We start from the raw sequence: 16,937 nt of genomic DNA on the forward strand, positions 1-16,937 counted from the left end.
CATTTTTATATTATATCGTTATTTCCCTCATTTTTCCATAGAAAAAATGCTCCGTTTATGACCGAAGCATTTCAACTCTCCAATTTTCTAAATCAAACCACCTTAAACATTTTCTGCGATACCGCTTTTGCATCATTTTTCCTCTCTATCTCTGCCTGTGCCTTTCTAAATTCCTCCATCCTCTTTAATTCTTCCTCTGCATCATCAAAACTGATATGCGTATACACATTCATGGTCACGCTGATATCCGAATGTCCCATAAGGTACTGCAGGGTCTTAGGATTCATTCCCGATTTTGCCATATTGGAGCAATAAGTGTGGCGGCAGACATGCGGCGTGATGTTCGGCATCTGCACCCGGTAAATATCATTGTATCTGCCGACCATATGGTTGAATCGATGCTGCCAGTGCATCGCCACTAAAGGATTGCCGTCATCATCGTAGAAAAGAAATCCGGTATAGCCATCAATCACCTTCTCCAATTTCGGCGGCTCCCTATCCTCAATGATGGCTTGAAACATCTGTGCCACATCCTCGGTTATAGGAATCTTTCTCGTTCCGGCATCAGTTTTCGTGGTCTCAATGATGTACCTCATATCGGAAGTCCTCTGTAGCTGATGGTCAATGTTTACAATCCTGTTCTCAAGGTCTATGTCCTTAAGCGTCAGGCCGCAGAATTCAGAAATCCGCATTCCCGTGTGGAAAAGGATATAGACCACTTCGTAATATTTGCAGTACACCACATCATCATGCACAAACTTTAAAAATTTCCTCATCTGCTCTTTGGAGATTGCCTCCCTTGTAACGGAGTCATTCACAACGACTCCGGCAAGCTGGAATCCGAATGGGTTCTTGACAATAACATCATCATCGACCGCCATCTGGAAAGCTGGCCTGAGCACTCCCCGTATCGTATGGATGGAACTGTAGCTCTTTCCATCTTCCTGTTGCAGTTTGATAAGAAATATTTTTGCATCGGAGGTCTTTACACTCCGTATTTTCTGACTGCCGAACTTTTCTTTTGCAAGCAATCTCTGGACGGTAACATATCCCTGTTTCGTGCTTTGCCTTACCCCGGTTTTGGTCTTAAGGTATCTGTCTACTAGTGTACTGACCTGTTGATATTTAATTAAATAATTCTGGTAACCACAGCTGTTTTGATATATAATAAAAGAAACGGCGGTGATTCCTATGGCAAGACCTAAAAAGTATAATATCCATCTCACAGAAGAAGAATTTAGAAAGTTGAAATCTGTTATCCGTAAGAAGGAAACTTCAAAAACTATCCGCAGCAGATGCCAGGTTATTCTTGATCTGGACGAGGCGCATGGAAAAGTTTTAACTCATGAACAAAGCGCAAAGTCCAATGGTGTCTGTATGGCAACCGTCACCAATACTGTGACGAAATACATCAATGGCGGCATTGACGCAGTTACTGAATTTAAAAGGAACATAAATTCAGATAATGCAAGGCGCAAGGTTGACGGGCGTACAGAGGCCCGGCTGATTGAACTTGCCTGCGGCCCCGTTCCAGAAGGGCACTCCCGGTGGACAATCCGTCTGCCTGAGGAAAAATCCAAAGTGGTTCCGGAAACCCCTGTGGGCAGGGAGGCAATCCGCAATGCCCTAAAAAAAACAAACTTCGACCTCACAAAAACGACTACTGGTGCATCCCGTCAAAAGAAGACCCGGAATTCATAGCCTGCATGGAGGATATCCCTGATGTTTACGAACGCCCCTATGATGAAAATCATCCGGTTGTGTGTATGGACGAAAAACCATATCAGCTTTTGGGAGAGTCCAGGGAGCCTTTGCCAATGATTCCCGGAAGTGACCGGAAAACCGATTCGGAATATGTCCGCAATGGTACGGTCAGCATCTTTGCCTTCGTGGAACCGCTCGGAGGGATGCACCATGTGAGTGTCCGGGAACACCGTACAGCCGTCGACCGGGCAGAGGAAATCAGGTATCTGGTGGACATCATGTACCCTGATGCCGAGAAGATCGTCCTTGTGATGGATAATCTGAACACACATAAAGCAGCTTCCCTGTACAAACGGTATCCGCCTGAAGAAGCAAGACGCATCATAAAAAAATTGGAGATACATTATACGCCAAAGCATGGGAGCTGGCCGGACATTGCAGAAATAGAGCTTAATGTAATGACCAGGCAATGTCTCAGCCGCCGCATCGCTGAAACAGGACTGTTACGCAAAGAACTGTCCGCATGGGAAACGGAGCGGAATACAGTGGCGGCAAAGGTCAGCTGGCAGTTCCGGACTACTGATGCCAGAATAAAGCTCAGTTCCTTATACCCTGTATTTACTGCTGCCTCTTGATGAGGTGGTAGTAATGCTAAATATCAACAGGTCAGTACACTAGGATATAGGAGGCTGTAAAAAATTCTGTGTCTATGGGTAAAAATCTTTTTTGATAAGAATTAGATATGTAGACATTTGCTGTCGAATCGTATTGGTTTTATGTTGTCGAATTTCTTCCTTGATAATAGTATTGCCAGTCTGCTTATGTTTATACATGTATTTTGATTTTTCTGCATACCAATCAGGCATTAGCAGCAGAAATACGTTATGTGGGCGCTGCCCACACCCGGCCTCCGGAATAAGGCTGGGTATTTCTGGCAATACTGCTAATGCCGATGGAATAAGGCCGGGACATTTTTTGATAAGATGTGGTGTCCCGGTTTTTCCTTTTTACAAATACTGGGTAAGCCTGTCTCCATAAAGGACAACCATCTGGTTGAGCACCTGGTCCCAGTTCCTGTACCGCTGTGTCCACTTCTTTATTACGTTCCCACTGGCAAGATAGAGCATTTTTTCTAAGGAACTGTCGCCTGGGAATACACTTTTTGTCTTGGTCACTTTCCTGTACTGGCGGTTAAGGCCCTCTATGATATTCGTGGTATACATGATGCGCCGGATATCATCAGAGAACTGGAAGAAGGAGCTGACATCCTCCCAGTTGTTTTCCCGGTTACTGACTGCATAGGGATATTTGCGTCCCCATTTTTCTTTGATCTTTTCCAATTCTGACAGCGCAGACGTTTCGTTTGGGGCATTATAGACTGCTTTGAAGTCGGAAGAAAATTTTTTCAGGTCGCTGTAATTGACATATTTGAAAGAATTCCGCAGCATGTGGATGACGCACCTTTGGATCTGCGCATCCGGATAGACTGCACTTATTGCTTCCTTAAATCCTGCAAGCCCATCCACACAGAAGAACAGCACATCCTGTACGCCACGGTTTTTCAGGTCATTTAACATCCCCAGCCAGAACCTGCTGGTCTCATTGGCGCCTACGGTGATACTCAGGATATCTTTATAGCCGTCTGCGGTGATCCCCAGCACAATGTAGGCGGCACGGCTCAGTATGCGTCCGTCTTCCCTGACTTTATAATGGATACAGTCCATGAATACAAAGGGATAGATGGGGTTCAATGGCCGCGCCTGCCACTCTTTGACCTCTGGGCGTATCCTGTCCGTGATCTTACTGACCATCTCTGCGGACAGTTCCATCCCATAAAGTTCCTGTATCTGGTCATGGATATCCCTTGTGCTCATACCCCTTGCATAGAGGGAGATTACTTTTTCTTCAATACCGGAGATATCCCTCTGGTATTTTGGGATGAGCTTTGGCTCAAATTCACCCTCACGGTCTCCTGGGACATCGATCTGGAATTCCCCATACTGGCTCTTGAGGGTTTTGGGAGAATGTCCGTTACGTTTGTTGGATGTGGGAGCATCACCTTTCTGGTTTTTTTCGTAGCCAGGGGATGCATCCGGTTCCGCCTCCATAAGCTCCTGAAGGATATCTTTGAAGCTGTCCCTTAGCAGGCTGTAAACATCTGCCACGCTGTTTAAGTTGTTGTCTGCAATAATCTGTCGAATCTGTTCCTTTGCTACCGGCATATAAATACTCCTTTTCGATAAGAATTTCCATATCTTGATTCTTACCAAAAAGGAGTTGCTTTTTACCAAAGACACAAACTTTTTTACACTACCGGATATAGACCTAAAATTCGTTGCTTCCGTTCTCCCTTTTCGGATATAAAATTGGGACTAAAGAGTGCAAACCCGTTGATTTTACTGGGTTTTCAAACCTTGTCCCAATTATATCACCTACTTCTCCTCGCCTATCCTTTATCCCAATAATATTTTCTAATCATCATCAATTAACGAATTTTATCCTTGAGTCATAGCTGTAATATACCGATAGGATTGTGGTGCACAAGAAACACCTATTTCCTCCAAAGTTAAGGGCTTATCATAAATAACTAAATTCTTAAGTTGATATGCTATTGCCCTCTTTTTTCCTTTATAATATTGTCGAAAAAACTTATAAGTAATACCTGAATACTCTTTCGTCTGATGCCATACCGCTAATATATCATCTTCTACTATGCCTGCGATTTCAGCCTCCCCCACAACCTGTTTCTGCGGAGCGGTAGCATATATAATAATTTTATCCACATCATCTCTGCAACGAAATTTTCGATATTCATATAATTTCTTTCCTTGGAGAATACTCGCAACATACTCTGGATTAATTGATAACAACATTTGACACATTGATATTTCCCTCCGTTAAAACTCTTTTAAACTGTGCAGGAGTTAGCTTCACCTCTGTCGGATACTGACCTTCTGCTGCCCAGAAACCATTTTGATCCAGCCAATTCATATTTACGTTGTTTCCAGCTCCAAAATAACCATAATACAACAATTCAACAATTGTCATATTTCTAAAACGATTATACTGCTCTTGTAACTCGTTTTCATTAAATACCGATTTATTTCCAATTCGCAATTTCAATTCGTCAAAAGTCATCAAGTACCGATTATTAATCTTTGCTTGGATTAAATCTGTCACAATACAAAAAGATGTCACACAGGAACGATATCGTTTTCCATTCCCCTGCGTGTAACGCCGATAAACAAGTATAGGTTCACCTATTTTGTGATTCAATTTAGGCGCTTGCCCTACATAAATTTTGCTCAGTCCGTTACTTACACTACTACTTACTTTAGTTTGTAAACTCGCCATATTAGCAAGTTCAGAATACGCAAACATTGTATCATGATAATTATCGTCAATAATTATATATCCAGCATAATCAAATCCATCTTTAACAAACGGAAATGACTTATATGGATCATTAAAATCAATATGCTTCCGGCTTTTTATTAAAACATTTTCACCATTCAGATTTACACCTTTCTTTTGAAAGCCAAAACGTTCAAATTGTGAAATTAAAGTCTCGTGCTTATCAAATACTGTTACATAGACTTCCTCTGTATTATCTTGTTGCCATTTCCAAAGTAATAAACCTATTGCCCCTTCACCGATACGTTGTCTGCGATATCTTTCGGCAATACGAAAAGTACTTATTTTAAGACGCTTTTTTTCTGGAAGTATCGAATCCAATAACTCAATTTTTTCCTCTTCATCTTTTAATACAACAAAAGCTCCAACACCTATCTCATCCTCAAAAACAAGAGCCGTTGCACCATCTATGGACTTCTTTTGAAACCAATCAACAAATCCGGTACTATTTTCTGTGCCAGGATAATCATTTTTCAGAGAATCAAAAAAAGCATCATTGAGATTTATTTCCGCAAATTTCTTTAATATAAATTTCCCTGCCATATCAATATTCTCCCCTTTTTATACAATCCACAATTTTGTCAATATCATTCATACCTCGTGATACCACTAATGAAACATCAAGTTTCTCGGCAATTTCTTTCGCATAACATTTTTCCTTTTCCTGAAACTCTGTTATTTCTGAAACATCTTGGCAAACATTATCCCTTTGCAATCTTCTGTCAGCTATAATCTCTGGTTTCTCTGTTAAAAGAATAATCACATTCGGTTTTAGAAGCATATATGTATCTAACGGTATCCTTGTAATTTCTCCAAACTCATTAATCAAACAAAAATGTCCATCTAAAATAAATTCCTTTTCTTCCTCCCTCAATTCTTCAATCGCTGCCACAAGTAAATCCTGATTATCATCAATATTTGAAACCAATTTATTTTCCGCAAACCCTTCATTTCGTCTAGATGCAATCAGTTGACTGGCTGTATAACTCTCAACATTAAGTCTTTTCTTCATTATGTTACAAAAATAAGTCTTTCCCACTCCATGTATTCCACTAACAAAGATCACTGTTATCATCCCCTTATATAACTTAAACAACTACTTATGCCACAAATATCTTGCTCAAAAAGCACTTTGCCAAAATCCAAACTACAGCTTATATATCATTCGTACATTTGTTTGGATTATATCACATTTATCCCCGTTTTTCAATATGTCTTCTCTTTAAACCACGACAAACATCTTCTCTTTAAACCACGACAAACGCATGAACGTTTCTACCATTCAAATTTTTCCAACTGTAATTTTTTAAAAGTCCAGTACTTCCTCCAAATATTTGATTGGTGACAGACTTATTACAAACCTTTTTTTCTTCATTGATAATTTCTTTTTTGTAAGCTCCATCAGCTTTAATATGCTTAAGCTCCATTTCCTGATTATATTCAGATTCTGCGCTGACATTTTATCCAGTGTTGCGTTTGCGTCTTCTCGAAATGTTACATCCAGATGCCAGTGCATGCTCTCTATGCTCCAATGCCCTCTTACTGCCCGGCTTATGGTTTCTATGTCTCCTTTTAGGCTGCTGATAAAATAGCGGTATTCCGTTTTCTTTCTCCCATTCTTTTCTATACTTTTTCTTTCCATCGCTATGCTTTTCAGCCCTTTCCAATCCTTTTTCTGTATCATCCATCGGATATCTTCTGTCTGGTAATATTCCCGTGTCTCTATCTGCCCGTGGGCTTTTTCTTTCGTTTTCTTATAATTTCCTGATTTTTCTATCTCTCTGGTTAGTTCTTCATCTGCAAAATACTCTTTTACTTCTTCATATAAGCTCCCCTGGTTTCCTTTTAATGCCAACACATAATCTGCCCTTTTTCCCCGGATTTTTTCTACGATCGCTGTCTGCGTTCCCATTGCATCTATCGTAATGATCTGTCCCTTTATCTGTAACCTTTCTGTTAGTTCCGGAATTGCTGTAATCTCATTGCTCTTTTCACTCACTGCTTTCTGTCCCAGGCTGAAACCGTCTTCACGTCTCCATGCGGTTACAATATGAGACGGCTTCTCTTTTCCCTGTTTGTTAGAACGCATTGTTTTTCCATCTATACAGATGATCTTTTTCAGTGCTTCGCCTTCTTCCCTGTTCAGCAGGTCTTGCCATTTTCCATAAAGCTGTTGGAGAATATCCGGCGAAATCATCCCCATTACTCGCTGTATCGTATCATGAGACGGTGGGCCATTCTTTAACTCGATATATTTTTTAAGATACTCTTCATACACCTGAGCAAACAGCGCAATCTCTGCCCAGTCATCTGCATTTGCGAGTGTGGCAAACAAAACAATCACAAGAATATCCTTTAGCAAATGCCGGACTTTCTTTTTTTGACACACATCTTCAATATATTCCATCCAATTTAATAATTCTTCCATAAACAACGCCCCTCTTCTTTTCTTTTATTTTACCAGAAAAGAGGCATGTTCACAATTTATTTACTCATGCGTTTGTCGTGGCACCCAGGCCCTAAGCCTGAGTGCCACCAGTTTTCTTTTATATTCTGTTTTCAATCCACTTTGAACATATTCTGTTTCAAAGGTTTATCGTCCTTATCCGAAAGCCCCTGTTCCCAATGCATGGCAACGAGTGGCATTCCATTCTTATCCGGAAAAAGAAATCCTGTATATCTGTCTGCCACTTTCTCAATTTTATATTCAGTTCAGTCTTGATTGATACCAGATAAGGATAAATTTTTTGACCTGTACATAGGTTCTTTTGATTGAGTATCAGTTTTCCATATGCTATAATGAACTCGTGTAATTGAAAAGAAAGTAGGATGCGACTTTCCGATAGATGCCCTCCAGTCTAACGAAAGAGGGTGATGCCCTATGAGTATAATGGAAGTTCTTACATTATTACTTGTATTGTTTGCGGCTCTGTCTTACATAGACAATCATAAAAAGAAATAAGCATCCCTACCGCCCAAGTTTGGATGCTTATTTCTTATAATCATTTTTACTGAGGGCAATCGGAGATTCAATTCCGATCACTTCTAAGTAGATTATACATGAGAGCTGCTTGATTTTCAAGTGGCTCTTTATATTATTTATCAAAAATATATTGAAAGACGGGATTGTGGCTGATACAATCCGATGCTCGCTATTTTTGTGAACACTATCACAGGACAATTTTTCTGCACATCCTATGTCGTGTCTTTACTTTCCGAGAAAGAAAATAATTGAACCTGTCGGTTGTGAGAAGATCAACATATATAATCCCAACCGTATCGTCAACACATACTTAATTTTTATCCTTATCTGGTTTCATACTCGAATGATTGCTCAAAACATTTCCTCCTTATAAGCAAAATGCCAAAAAACAATATTTCCATCAGAGCAGTGCTCTCTTATATCCAGGCATTTTTAAATGGCCCTGATATCTGAGCGGTTTTCCTACGCTGCTGGCAGGAACCTGTATAACCGGTAAGGGTGTTCATTTCCGCTGTTTTTATGCCTTGTGCACCCATATTCAAAGGTTCGGATACCAACGCGGCAGACTTCTTTCATAACATACTCTGCCATATAGCATATCCCCGGCTAATGGAACAGACTTTCCAGAATTGTTACTATGAGCGGTCCCGGCCCGTGAACAGTAACGTCAAGTTGGTTACTATATATACATTCCTAAACAAATCTTTATATTTTCTACAGTTCTCTCCTTATGTCTGCGTTTTATACTTAAACCATAAAATGACAGCACAGCAGGCTGAATTTATGATATGAGGAGGATTTTATATGTGGAAATTTTTAAAAGAATACATCAAAACCCCGGACACTATTGGAGCTATCGCTCCCAGCAGCAGACATCTGGCAGCTGCCATGACCGCCTGGATCGATTTTGATAAAGCAAAGTGTATTGTAGAATATGGAGCCGGAACCGGCATATTTACCCAGGAAGTGTGTGCGAAAAAAAGACCTGGCACGGTTTATATTGTGATTGAACAAAATGACCGTTTTTACAACATGCTCCGGAAACAATTTCATGGAGTACCGGGTATGGTACTGATCCATGGAGATGCCGGAAACGTCTGCAACTTTTTAAAAAAGCAGGGCTTCCCGCATGCGGATCATATTATTTCCGGCCTGCCCTTTACCTCCCTTCCGGAGCCTGTGTCACGCAGGATATTGTCCCAGACTCAAAAAGCTGTTGGAACAAAAGGCGTATTTACTACCTTCCAGTATACTCTGCTCCGCAGACAGTTTCTGGAGGAATACTTCAATATCCGAAAAATTGTACGCATCTGGCGCAATCTGCCTCCGGCATATGTATTGAACATGAAATTAAAATAAAGGGAAGCTTTATGATGTGTTTCATTTATTATCTTCTATGCGTACTTCTCCCCATATGTATTCCGGTACCAGAGGCCGCAGTGGTACTGTGATTTCCTTTTCAGGTTCATTCGGTGTCTTATGCGGCCTGGAACACTGGCAGATCATTGCCGCTGAGCTTTTGATGATGTTTCCTGTTTCGGCAGGCCTGAAGTATTTTCGCAAAGAGGAGGATACAAAAAGAAATCATGAAAGAATTTATACTGATCATTGACGATGATAAAGATATCTGTAAACTTTTGGGCATCTATCTGGGAAATGAGGGCTACCGCTACCTTGCCTGCGAAAATGCCAGGAAGGCTATGGATGTACTGGAACACTATCAGGTAGATCTGATTCTTCTGGATGTGATGATGCCAGGAATTGACGGTATCAGCGCCTGCCTCAAAATCAGGGAAACGAACAAAATGCCAATTATCTTCATGTCAGCGAAATCGGAAGATATGGATATCATACAGGGACTTACAGCCGGCGGTGATGATTATGTGGCCAGGCCTTTCAAGCCCATTGAGCTTCTTACCCGCATTAAGGCCCAGCTCCGCCGCTATAAGCAGTACAATGAGACAAAAATGCCGGCACATACGCTTCAGGTGGATGACCTGACGGTAGATACCCAAAGCCGCCAGGCCTGGGTAAGCGGTCGGGAAGTCCGGCTAACCCGCAAGGAGTATGATATTCTGGAATATATGCTGCGAAACCGGGGACAGGTACTGACGATGTCCCAGATTTATGAAGCGGTGTGGCACGAAGAGTCTTTTCACTCAGAAAATGCAGTGATGATGCATATTGCAAATCTGCGCAGCAAATTGAACTGGGACGGTGTGCATCCAGATTTTATCAGAACATGTTGGGGAAGGGGGTATCAGATATGGCAGACTGGAGAATAATTCCTGGCTATATCCTGATCAACAGCATTGTCATCGCCGGAACAATCCTGGTATTTTTTCTGGTTTACAGGAGATTGTCAGTATCTTTCAGAAAACGCCTTACGGCATATTTTCTGAGAGCCGCCTGTCATTCTCTTGTTATCAGCCTGATTGTACTGGCTGTGGAATATCTGCTGTTTTATTATGGGCTGAGGGAATTTTTCTATCATCTGAGCTTACAGCATGGCGCTGCTGCCGAATACCTTCATACTGTACTAACAACGGCGCCCCCTCTGGTATGCTTTGTGCCGTCTTTTTCTGTCAGGATCAACCGCAAAGTAAAGTACGTGGAGTATCTTTCCCAGGAAATTCAGCTAATCCGTGAAGAAGGCTTTGGAAGAACTATGGAACTGCAGGACAGTGATGAAATTACAGAACTATGCGCCAGCATCAATGAGATGTCAGTCCAGCTCAGTGAAAAACAGGAACTGGAAAAGAAACAGCTACAGAGCAAAAATGAACTGATCACCAATGTCTCCCACGACCTGCGCAGTCCCCTCACTTCCATTATCGGCTATGTGGATCTGCTAAAGCAGACAGGGCCACAAGACCAGCAGCGGTTCGCTGAATATATTGAGGTGGTGGAACGCCGCCTGACGGGGCTGAACGTGCTGATCAATGAACTGTTTGAATATACAAAACTAAACTCTGCCGAAAAGATCCCTGATATGGAGCAGATGGATGTTATAGGACTATTGCGCCACGTCCTTTATGAACATAAAGTACTGATGGAAGCAAACGGACTGACACTTTCCTGGCAGATAAAAACAGAATCCTATACAGCCAACATCAATACACACCAAATGGTCCGGGTATTCCAAAACCTGCTTGACAATGCCCGCAGATATGCCGACAAATCTGCTCCTGTAACAGTAACGGCAGAAACAGATCCCACCGGCCAGCTCCATATCTGCATTGCAAACCAGGCAGCAGATACCAGCGGGCTGAACCCTGATCAAATGTTTGAACGCCTCTATCGCGTGGACCAGGCCAGGAATGATACTCAAAGCGCCGGGCTTGGACTGGCCATTGCAAAGCGTATTGTGCAACTCCATGGAGGCCGGATCAGTGCTTCACTGTCGGGACAGAATCTATCCATCCATTTATTTCTCAAATGAACCAAACGAAACAGGCCGAAACCTTTCTTCCTCAAAGAAAAACCAATGTAACACATTACATGGTATACACATCCGGATTGTAGTAATGAGCAGCCACTTCGAGAGAGTTTCAGGTCTTTCCAGAAAAAGTAATCAATGAATAACCACACACAATTATAATCCAAATACCAATTCCCGGCAAAAATACAAGATGGTTGTCTGGCACAACCAAAGCAGCCAAACACTGAATAAGCCCAAAGGGAATTGCTGTGTACCCGGCAAATCTGTGGGTTTTTTGCCAGCATAGTTTATCTTTCAGAATCCAGGGCAATTTAAACCCAATCCGGCTGCCATAAGGCATTTGCGGTAAAAAATTTCCGACTAATACCATTAAGCCCCCTACAATAAGCACAATGCCTTTCATGTAATTCATTTGCAAACCGCAATAGCTGGCTAACATGACAAAACAGAAAAGAAAAATTCCAGTTCCAAAGAGGTTAATGACAGTCAGAGTAATATCATTTCTCACTTCATTGTCGCTTTTGGAGATTTTGTGAGGAAAAAAGCCTGCAATAGCTAATGCAAGCAAAACAACAAAACAAGTCCCGGTAAAAACCCGGCGGGAAGGGCTTTGCATAAACAAAGGTATTTCGCCGGGAAGGTATTTAAAGCATAAGGCTATCCCTGTAATGAATATAATCAGGAATATCATATTCAGACTTCTATATAGTTTCATTCTTGTTTCCCTCTTTTCCTGTGGATTTATTTGTATCAAAAAATTCCAAAAATGCGCCTAAAGTTGTTTGCAATACAGAAGCATTCAGGGAATAAGTAACGGACATCCCCGTCCGTTCGCCTGTCACTAACCCTGCTTCTTTCAAAATATCCAGGTGTTTTGATATGGCAGGCTTTGAAATCGTAAAGTTTTCAGAAATTTCCTTCGCCGTCATATCGCCATTTGCCAACAGCTTCAGGATCTGCCGCCTGGTATCATCAGACAGCGCTTTGAATACAGCAGTCATCGAAACAAATCTCCTTTCCACATAATACTGTATTCATTTTTTCCTGTGTGTAAACTGATGGTAAATCAAATACGGAACAGGTGTAAGCAGCAGGAGAAAATACTTACTTGCATACCAGCCTGCTGTTCCATTCACATCAAAATGGAAGGGTATCCTGTCCGGAAGGAAACATGTTGCCCCAAACAATATGACAAAAGTTCCGGCCAATAACACCGCAGGGATCATTTTCTTCTTATTCATAGCTTCTTCCTCCTTTTGACTGACTGACATACTTTGAAAGATTACTCCTGATGATTGACTGACATACTTTGAAAGATTACTCCTGATGAGACGCAATTCCTTTACACACAAGTAAAATCAGAATACATACACTGCACAACAGAAAGGTTATAATGCCTCCGGCAGCGAATCCGCTCTGAAGCATTTTTGCCGCCGCAAAGAAATACCCTGTTGAAATTGCGATACAAAGCAAAACAGACAGAACCACATTAACATTTTGTCTGATTGCTTCTGTTTCATTTGTCCATTCCAGTTTTGGATGTTTCATGTCGATAAATACTCCGATCAGGTTCCATAACGCTGCAAATAATATACCAATGAAAAAGATTACTCCAATCTGGATAACACCATAGTTAAAGTAAACCCTGAATATTAAGCAGTTTATGATAATCCCCATAATCGAGAGACCTGTAGAAAACAGGGCTTTCACAAACGCCTGCTGTTTTAATGAATACGGAATGATCTTCGTTATCCAAAAACTTGCCCCCTCTCTGGAAAAACTGCTTGAAGCCACTGCATTGACTGCGGATGTGAGTACAATTACCGCAAGCGCAGGCAGTACCGCATAAAAGGAAAATTCCGGGGCTGATACCAGGGCTCTTATTTGGTCGATACTCTCTGCGGTTGCACTGACCCGAAAAGACAGCGGCAATAAAAAAGGGGTAATAAAAATCCCGAACAATCCATTTATGACATACACCGGATTACGGAAAAAAATCTGATACTCTTTCTTAACATAGCTTCTCAGTTTTGACGACGAGTTGTATTTCATCGCCTTTAAGGGAATCTGTCTCTCCTTATCATAAATGGCATAGTTCTTTCCGATCACAAGATTACTCAAAAAGTAGTATCCGCCCATAAACCCAGCGGCAGATATGGTGCAGAACAGCTTTAATCCGGGATGAAAACAGATATACAGATTATAGAACGGGAATGGTACAATAAAATCATTAACCCGGTTCAATAAGTCTCGTTCTACGCCTGTTTGTCTATTCGATAACAGAACGCCGATCACGATGCCTGCAAAATACACTATGATTCCTGTGACTGCCAGCATTGTCCTCATACGTTTAAGAAGCATGGCAATTTTCAGGCATATTGTCACAAGAACCGTCAAAGGGAACACAACAATATGAGGAAGTATGGCTGCCGCAGAGATATATGTAATTATCGCAGAAATGTCTCCCGTGTATTGCATTTGGATGATACACACAGGAAGCAGCAGTAAAATTTCAATCCCATAACAAAACAGGATTACTGTAATGTACTTACCTGTAAAAATGTCGCATGGCCTCACTGGAAACAGCAGCAGGTGTTCCATATCCTTTGAAAAGCAAAAAATATTTATCAGCAGGAAGGCGCTCACTATCGAGAGTATCATCGCCGCTGCAAACAGCGCAAGCCGACAAAACAAATCTCCCAACCCCAGCTCGGAAAGTCCATCATAAAGCTGCCCAAGGATTTGAAAATAGTAGTAACAGAACACGCCTGTAATACTTAAAACAAAGCAGGTCAGCACAATAAAAAAAGTATCAGGGCGTTCTTTTAATTTATACCGAAAATTCAAAAAGCTGAAATGGATCTTACATATTGTTTTGCTTAATTGAAAAACCTTTGTCCATCGGTACATCATTCACCACCTCCAGATAAATATCCTCCAAAGAAATACAGGAAGGGTTATCGCAAAGCCTGATTGTTTTCTTAATCGTTCCAGCCTGCATGATGATAATTTTATCACACAAATTCTCACAAATTTCCAATATGTGAGATGAAAACAGAACGGATTTTCCGCAGGCCGCTCTGGATTTGATCAATTCCTTTAAGACCTGAACAGCTTCTACATCCAGTCCCGTCATTGGTTCATCTAACACCCAGAGCAGGGGATCATTAACCAGGGATGCCATGATAGCAATTTTTTGCTTTGTCCCATGAGATAATTTTTTAACAGGGCTGCTCAGATATTTTTCGACCTGAAACGATTTTATCAGCGGCGTATAAATTTTACCTCTTGTTTCAGAAGGTACTTCGTACATATCCGCTATAAAATTCAAATATTCCTTTCCCGTAAGATTGTTGTATATATCGTGGCTGTCAGAAACATAGTTTATCTGTTTCCTGTATTGCATGGGATGTAGATACAGCGAGCAGTTACCAAGGCGGACAGAACCTTTTTCAGGTGGCAGTAACCCCAAAATCAGTTTTAACGTCGTAGTTTTCCCAACTCCGTTTTTCCCTGACAGGCCAACGATTTCTCCATCTGATACGGAAAAAGTAAGATCGTTCAGCACAGGTACATGAGGTTGATAATGAAAACACAGGCCGGACACTTCTAACAAACAGAACACCCCTTTCACAGCTTTTAACCTTTTAGTTAATTGGTTATTCACAGTATAGCACCGGATCTGAGAAATGTCAATACAGGAAAATTGTTCCTCATAGTGTTCCAGATAAATGGACAGTGTAACCGTTTCATCTCTTCCGCTTCCGACAATTCCTGTACACTTCCCTTTTTCCGGTGCGAACTTTTCCGTACCGTTTGCATTTTTCTTGTTTCTCTTTGTTTCCGCATGGTTCTGATAATAATTCTGCCCTATTCCACTGACCTTCCAGTTGTTGATTGCTTTATGAGTATTTTCTCATCCTGCAGAACCTGTAAAGCCCTTTGCGTTGTATTTGGATTCACCCCGGCCTGTTTTGCCAGTTCCCTTGTTGACGGAAGTTTACTTCCTGGCAAATAATACCTGTTAAGTATTTTCTTCAAAAGATCAACTGCAAGCTGGTTGTATCTTTTTGTACTACCCTGTCTCAGCATAGCGTCACCTCTTTTTTATGAACCTGTCTATGGAGGAAGCTATTGCGTAAATCCCTGTTCCGGCAATGATTGATAAAAGCAGATTCTGTGTATAATGGTGTAATCCTGTGATCATCAGTATGACAGGTACAGCTGCGTTTTTGAATATTTTATGTTCATCCATTTTTCCCTTTATAATTCCTTCCCGTTAAATATTTTTACAGATATCATTACAGATAAAGCCAGTGCCGCGAATGCCGATATCAGCATTACGGGAAAAGTTATCCCTGATAAAATTTCCATAACCATTGTCGTATTTGCGTTGGCAGTCAACAACGGAAAAACAATCAGCAGAAACATAAAGATGAGTTTTGATTTACCATATCCAAATTTGTACTGTACAGGCATATAAATACTATAAAGAACACTTTTGGATACTGATATTCTTTCATTGCCAGGTATCGGCATATCAGAAATTCAGAATAAATGACTTCAAAAGCAAAAGCCAACGTTGACCGGACTAAATTTACTTCACCTGATTTTGCTGCAAGTGTTACAGGCAGAGCAAACAAAATTACAATCAGGAACAGCAAATACTTTTTTAACAGCATAAAGTCTTTTTTTATTAAGGTTGCCATGATGCATTCCCCCTTTCTATCTCTCCAAGCATAATATTTTCGATGGTCGGGCGTTCCATTAACGCGTCCCTTATCAATGAGTATCAATCTGTCTGCTATCTGTTCCAAATCGGAAGTGATATGGGTTGAAAAGAAAACAGCCCTGCCGCTTTTTTTCATGTAATCTGCCAGTATTTTTAACATCTGGCTGCGGATTAAGGGGTCCAGCCCGCTTGTGGGTTCATCCATGATCAAAAGCTCTGCTTCATGCGATAAAGCCAGTGCCAAAGAGAATTTCATCTTCATGCCCTTTGACAAAGTGGAAATCTTTTGTCTGGGGTTCAGGCCAAACTGCTCCATATAATCCTTATAAACCCGTTCCTGCCAGTTTTTATAAGCCGGGGCTACAATCCCTTTCATTTCAGACATACTGAATTCTTCATAAAATCCGCCCTCATCCAATACAACGCCGACACGTTCTCTGAGTGCCTTTGTGTTTCTGTTCATGTCCTGTCCAAATAACTTAATGGTTCCGGAATCGAATTTTACCAGCCCTGAAACAGACCTGATTGTAGTTGTTTTCCCCGAACCATTGACACCTGTAAATCCGGTGATGCTGTTATCCGGCAGGGAAAATGAAACATCTGTCAATGAAAAATCCGTGTAAGACTTATTTAATTTTGATATTTCTAAAATATTTTCCATA

The 16,937-nt window shown here is 41.2% G+C and carries 19 protein-coding genes; 5 read left to right on the plus strand and 14 right to left on the minus strand.

Annotated elements, in window-relative coordinates:
- Nucleotides 1-92: 92 nt before the first annotated feature.
- Entirely contained in the window at nucleotides 93-1,031 is a 939-nt protein-coding gene (gene xerC, locus C805_RS20340) for a site-specific integrase (protein ID WP_016215882.1), read from the minus strand.
- A gap of 160 nt (nucleotides 1,032-1,191) precedes the next feature.
- Here xerC and C805_RS20345 point away from each other — a divergent pair, with 160 nt between their 5' ends.
- The gene (locus C805_RS20345) at nucleotides 1,192-1,701 is read left to right on the plus strand and encodes a helix-turn-helix domain-containing protein (RefSeq protein ID WP_016215883.1); all 510 of its coding nucleotides are present in this window, start codon (nucleotides 1,192-1,194) and stop codon (nucleotides 1,699-1,701) included.
- Nucleotides 1,671-2,339: an IS630 family transposase gene (locus tag C805_RS20350; protein WP_242832719.1), complete on the plus strand. Its 669-nt coding sequence runs from the start codon at nucleotides 1,671-1,673 to the stop codon at nucleotides 2,337-2,339. Before C805_RS20345 ends, C805_RS20350 begins: the two co-directional genes overlap by 31 nt.
- Nucleotides 2,340-2,711: 372 nt before the next feature.
- Here the strand turns inward: C805_RS20350 and C805_RS20355 are convergent, their stop codons facing one another.
- The 5 genes from C805_RS20355 to C805_RS20375 form a co-directional block, all read right to left on the minus strand.
- A complete protein-coding gene (locus tag C805_RS20355; RefSeq protein WP_016215885.1) occupies nucleotides 2,712-3,926 on the minus strand; it encodes an IS256 family transposase in 1,215 nt (404 codons plus the stop codon).
- Between the two features lie 273 nt (nucleotides 3,927-4,199).
- Nucleotides 4,200-4,586: an ASCH domain-containing protein gene (locus C805_RS20360; protein ID WP_016215886.1), complete on the minus strand. Its 387-nt coding sequence runs from the start codon at nucleotides 4,584-4,586 to the stop codon at nucleotides 4,200-4,202.
- The gene (locus tag C805_RS20365) at nucleotides 4,561-5,661 is read right to left on the minus strand and encodes a GNAT family N-acetyltransferase (protein WP_016215887.1); all 1,101 of its coding nucleotides are present in this window, start codon (nucleotides 5,659-5,661) and stop codon (nucleotides 4,561-4,563) included. Before C805_RS20365 ends, C805_RS20360 begins: the two co-directional genes overlap by 26 nt.
- A gap of 1 nt (nucleotide 5,662) precedes the next feature.
- Nucleotides 5,663-6,193 (minus strand): ATP-binding protein, encoded by a 531-nt coding sequence (locus tag C805_RS20370; protein ID WP_155957659.1) that lies wholly within the window; start codon nucleotides 6,191-6,193, stop codon nucleotides 5,663-5,665.
- 231 nt (nucleotides 6,194-6,424) lie between these two features.
- Nucleotides 6,425-7,546, minus strand: coding sequence for an ISAs1 family transposase (locus C805_RS20375; RefSeq protein WP_016215889.1), 1,122 nt, complete (start codon nucleotides 7,544-7,546; stop codon nucleotides 6,425-6,427).
- Between the two features lie 1,359 nt (nucleotides 7,547-8,905).
- Here C805_RS20375 and C805_RS20380 point away from each other — a divergent pair.
- The 3 genes from C805_RS20380 to C805_RS20390 all read left to right on the plus strand — a co-directional run bounded on the left by C805_RS20380 (nucleotide 8,906) and on the right by C805_RS20390 (nucleotide 11,543).
- Nucleotides 8,906-9,460 (plus strand): class I SAM-dependent methyltransferase, encoded by a 555-nt coding sequence (locus tag C805_RS20380; protein WP_016215890.1) that lies wholly within the window; start codon nucleotides 8,906-8,908, stop codon nucleotides 9,458-9,460.
- A gap of 227 nt (nucleotides 9,461-9,687) precedes the next feature.
- Entirely contained in the window at nucleotides 9,688-10,386 is a 699-nt protein-coding gene (locus C805_RS20385) for a response regulator transcription factor (RefSeq protein ID WP_016215891.1), read from the plus strand.
- Nucleotides 10,368-11,543 (plus strand): sensor histidine kinase, encoded by a 1,176-nt coding sequence (locus C805_RS20390; protein ID WP_016215892.1) that lies wholly within the window; start codon nucleotides 10,368-10,370, stop codon nucleotides 11,541-11,543. The genes C805_RS20385 and C805_RS20390 overlap by 19 nt, the downstream gene beginning before the upstream one ends.
- A gap of 109 nt (nucleotides 11,544-11,652) precedes the next feature.
- On the opposite strand, the gene C805_RS20395 is transcribed toward C805_RS20390, so the two are convergent.
- The 8 genes from C805_RS20395 to C805_RS25455 all read right to left on the minus strand — a co-directional run bounded on the left by C805_RS20395 (nucleotide 11,653) and on the right by C805_RS25455 (nucleotide 16,936).
- On the minus strand, nucleotides 11,653-12,258 hold the full coding sequence (locus C805_RS20395; RefSeq protein ID WP_016215893.1) for an SdpI family protein: 606 nt from the start codon (nucleotides 12,256-12,258) through the stop codon (nucleotides 11,653-11,655).
- Nucleotides 12,245-12,544, minus strand: coding sequence for an autorepressor SdpR family transcription factor (locus C805_RS20400; RefSeq protein WP_016215894.1), 300 nt, complete (start codon nucleotides 12,542-12,544; stop codon nucleotides 12,245-12,247). The genes C805_RS20395 and C805_RS20400 overlap by 14 nt, the downstream gene beginning before the upstream one ends.
- 33 nt (nucleotides 12,545-12,577) lie before the next feature.
- A complete protein-coding gene (locus tag C805_RS20405) occupies nucleotides 12,578-12,784 on the minus strand; it encodes a DUF1648 domain-containing protein (RefSeq protein ID WP_016215895.1) in 207 nt (68 codons plus the stop codon).
- 76 nt (nucleotides 12,785-12,860) lie between these two features.
- On the minus strand, nucleotides 12,861-14,456 hold the full coding sequence (locus C805_RS20410; RefSeq protein ID WP_016215896.1) for a hypothetical protein: 1,596 nt from the start codon (nucleotides 14,454-14,456) through the stop codon (nucleotides 12,861-12,863).
- Nucleotides 14,407-15,210 carry an ABC transporter ATP-binding protein gene (locus C805_RS20415; protein WP_242832704.1) on the minus strand — a complete coding sequence of 268 codons (804 nt, stop codon included), beginning with the start codon at nucleotides 15,208-15,210 and terminating at the stop codon, nucleotides 14,407-14,409. Before C805_RS20415 ends, C805_RS20410 begins: the two co-directional genes overlap by 50 nt.
- A 203-nt stretch (nucleotides 15,211-15,413) precedes the next feature.
- Nucleotides 15,414-15,635: a GntR family transcriptional regulator gene (locus tag C805_RS20420; RefSeq protein ID WP_016215898.1), complete on the minus strand. Its 222-nt coding sequence runs from the start codon at nucleotides 15,633-15,635 to the stop codon at nucleotides 15,414-15,416.
- 171 nt (nucleotides 15,636-15,806) lie between these two features.
- The gene (locus C805_RS27605; RefSeq protein ID WP_196811091.1) at nucleotides 15,807-16,022 is read right to left on the minus strand and encodes an ABC-2 transporter permease; all 216 of its coding nucleotides are present in this window, start codon (nucleotides 16,020-16,022) and stop codon (nucleotides 15,807-15,809) included.
- Nucleotides 15,962-16,936, minus strand: coding sequence for an ABC transporter ATP-binding protein (locus tag C805_RS25455; protein WP_016215899.1), 975 nt, complete (start codon nucleotides 16,934-16,936; stop codon nucleotides 15,962-15,964). The genes C805_RS27605 and C805_RS25455 overlap by 61 nt, the downstream gene beginning before the upstream one ends.
- Between the last annotated feature and the right edge of the window lies 1 nt (nucleotide 16,937).

The sequence above is a fragment of the Eubacterium sp. 14-2 genome (assembly GCF_000403845.2).
Lineage (GTDB): Bacteria > Bacillota > Clostridia > Lachnospirales > Lachnospiraceae > Petralouisia.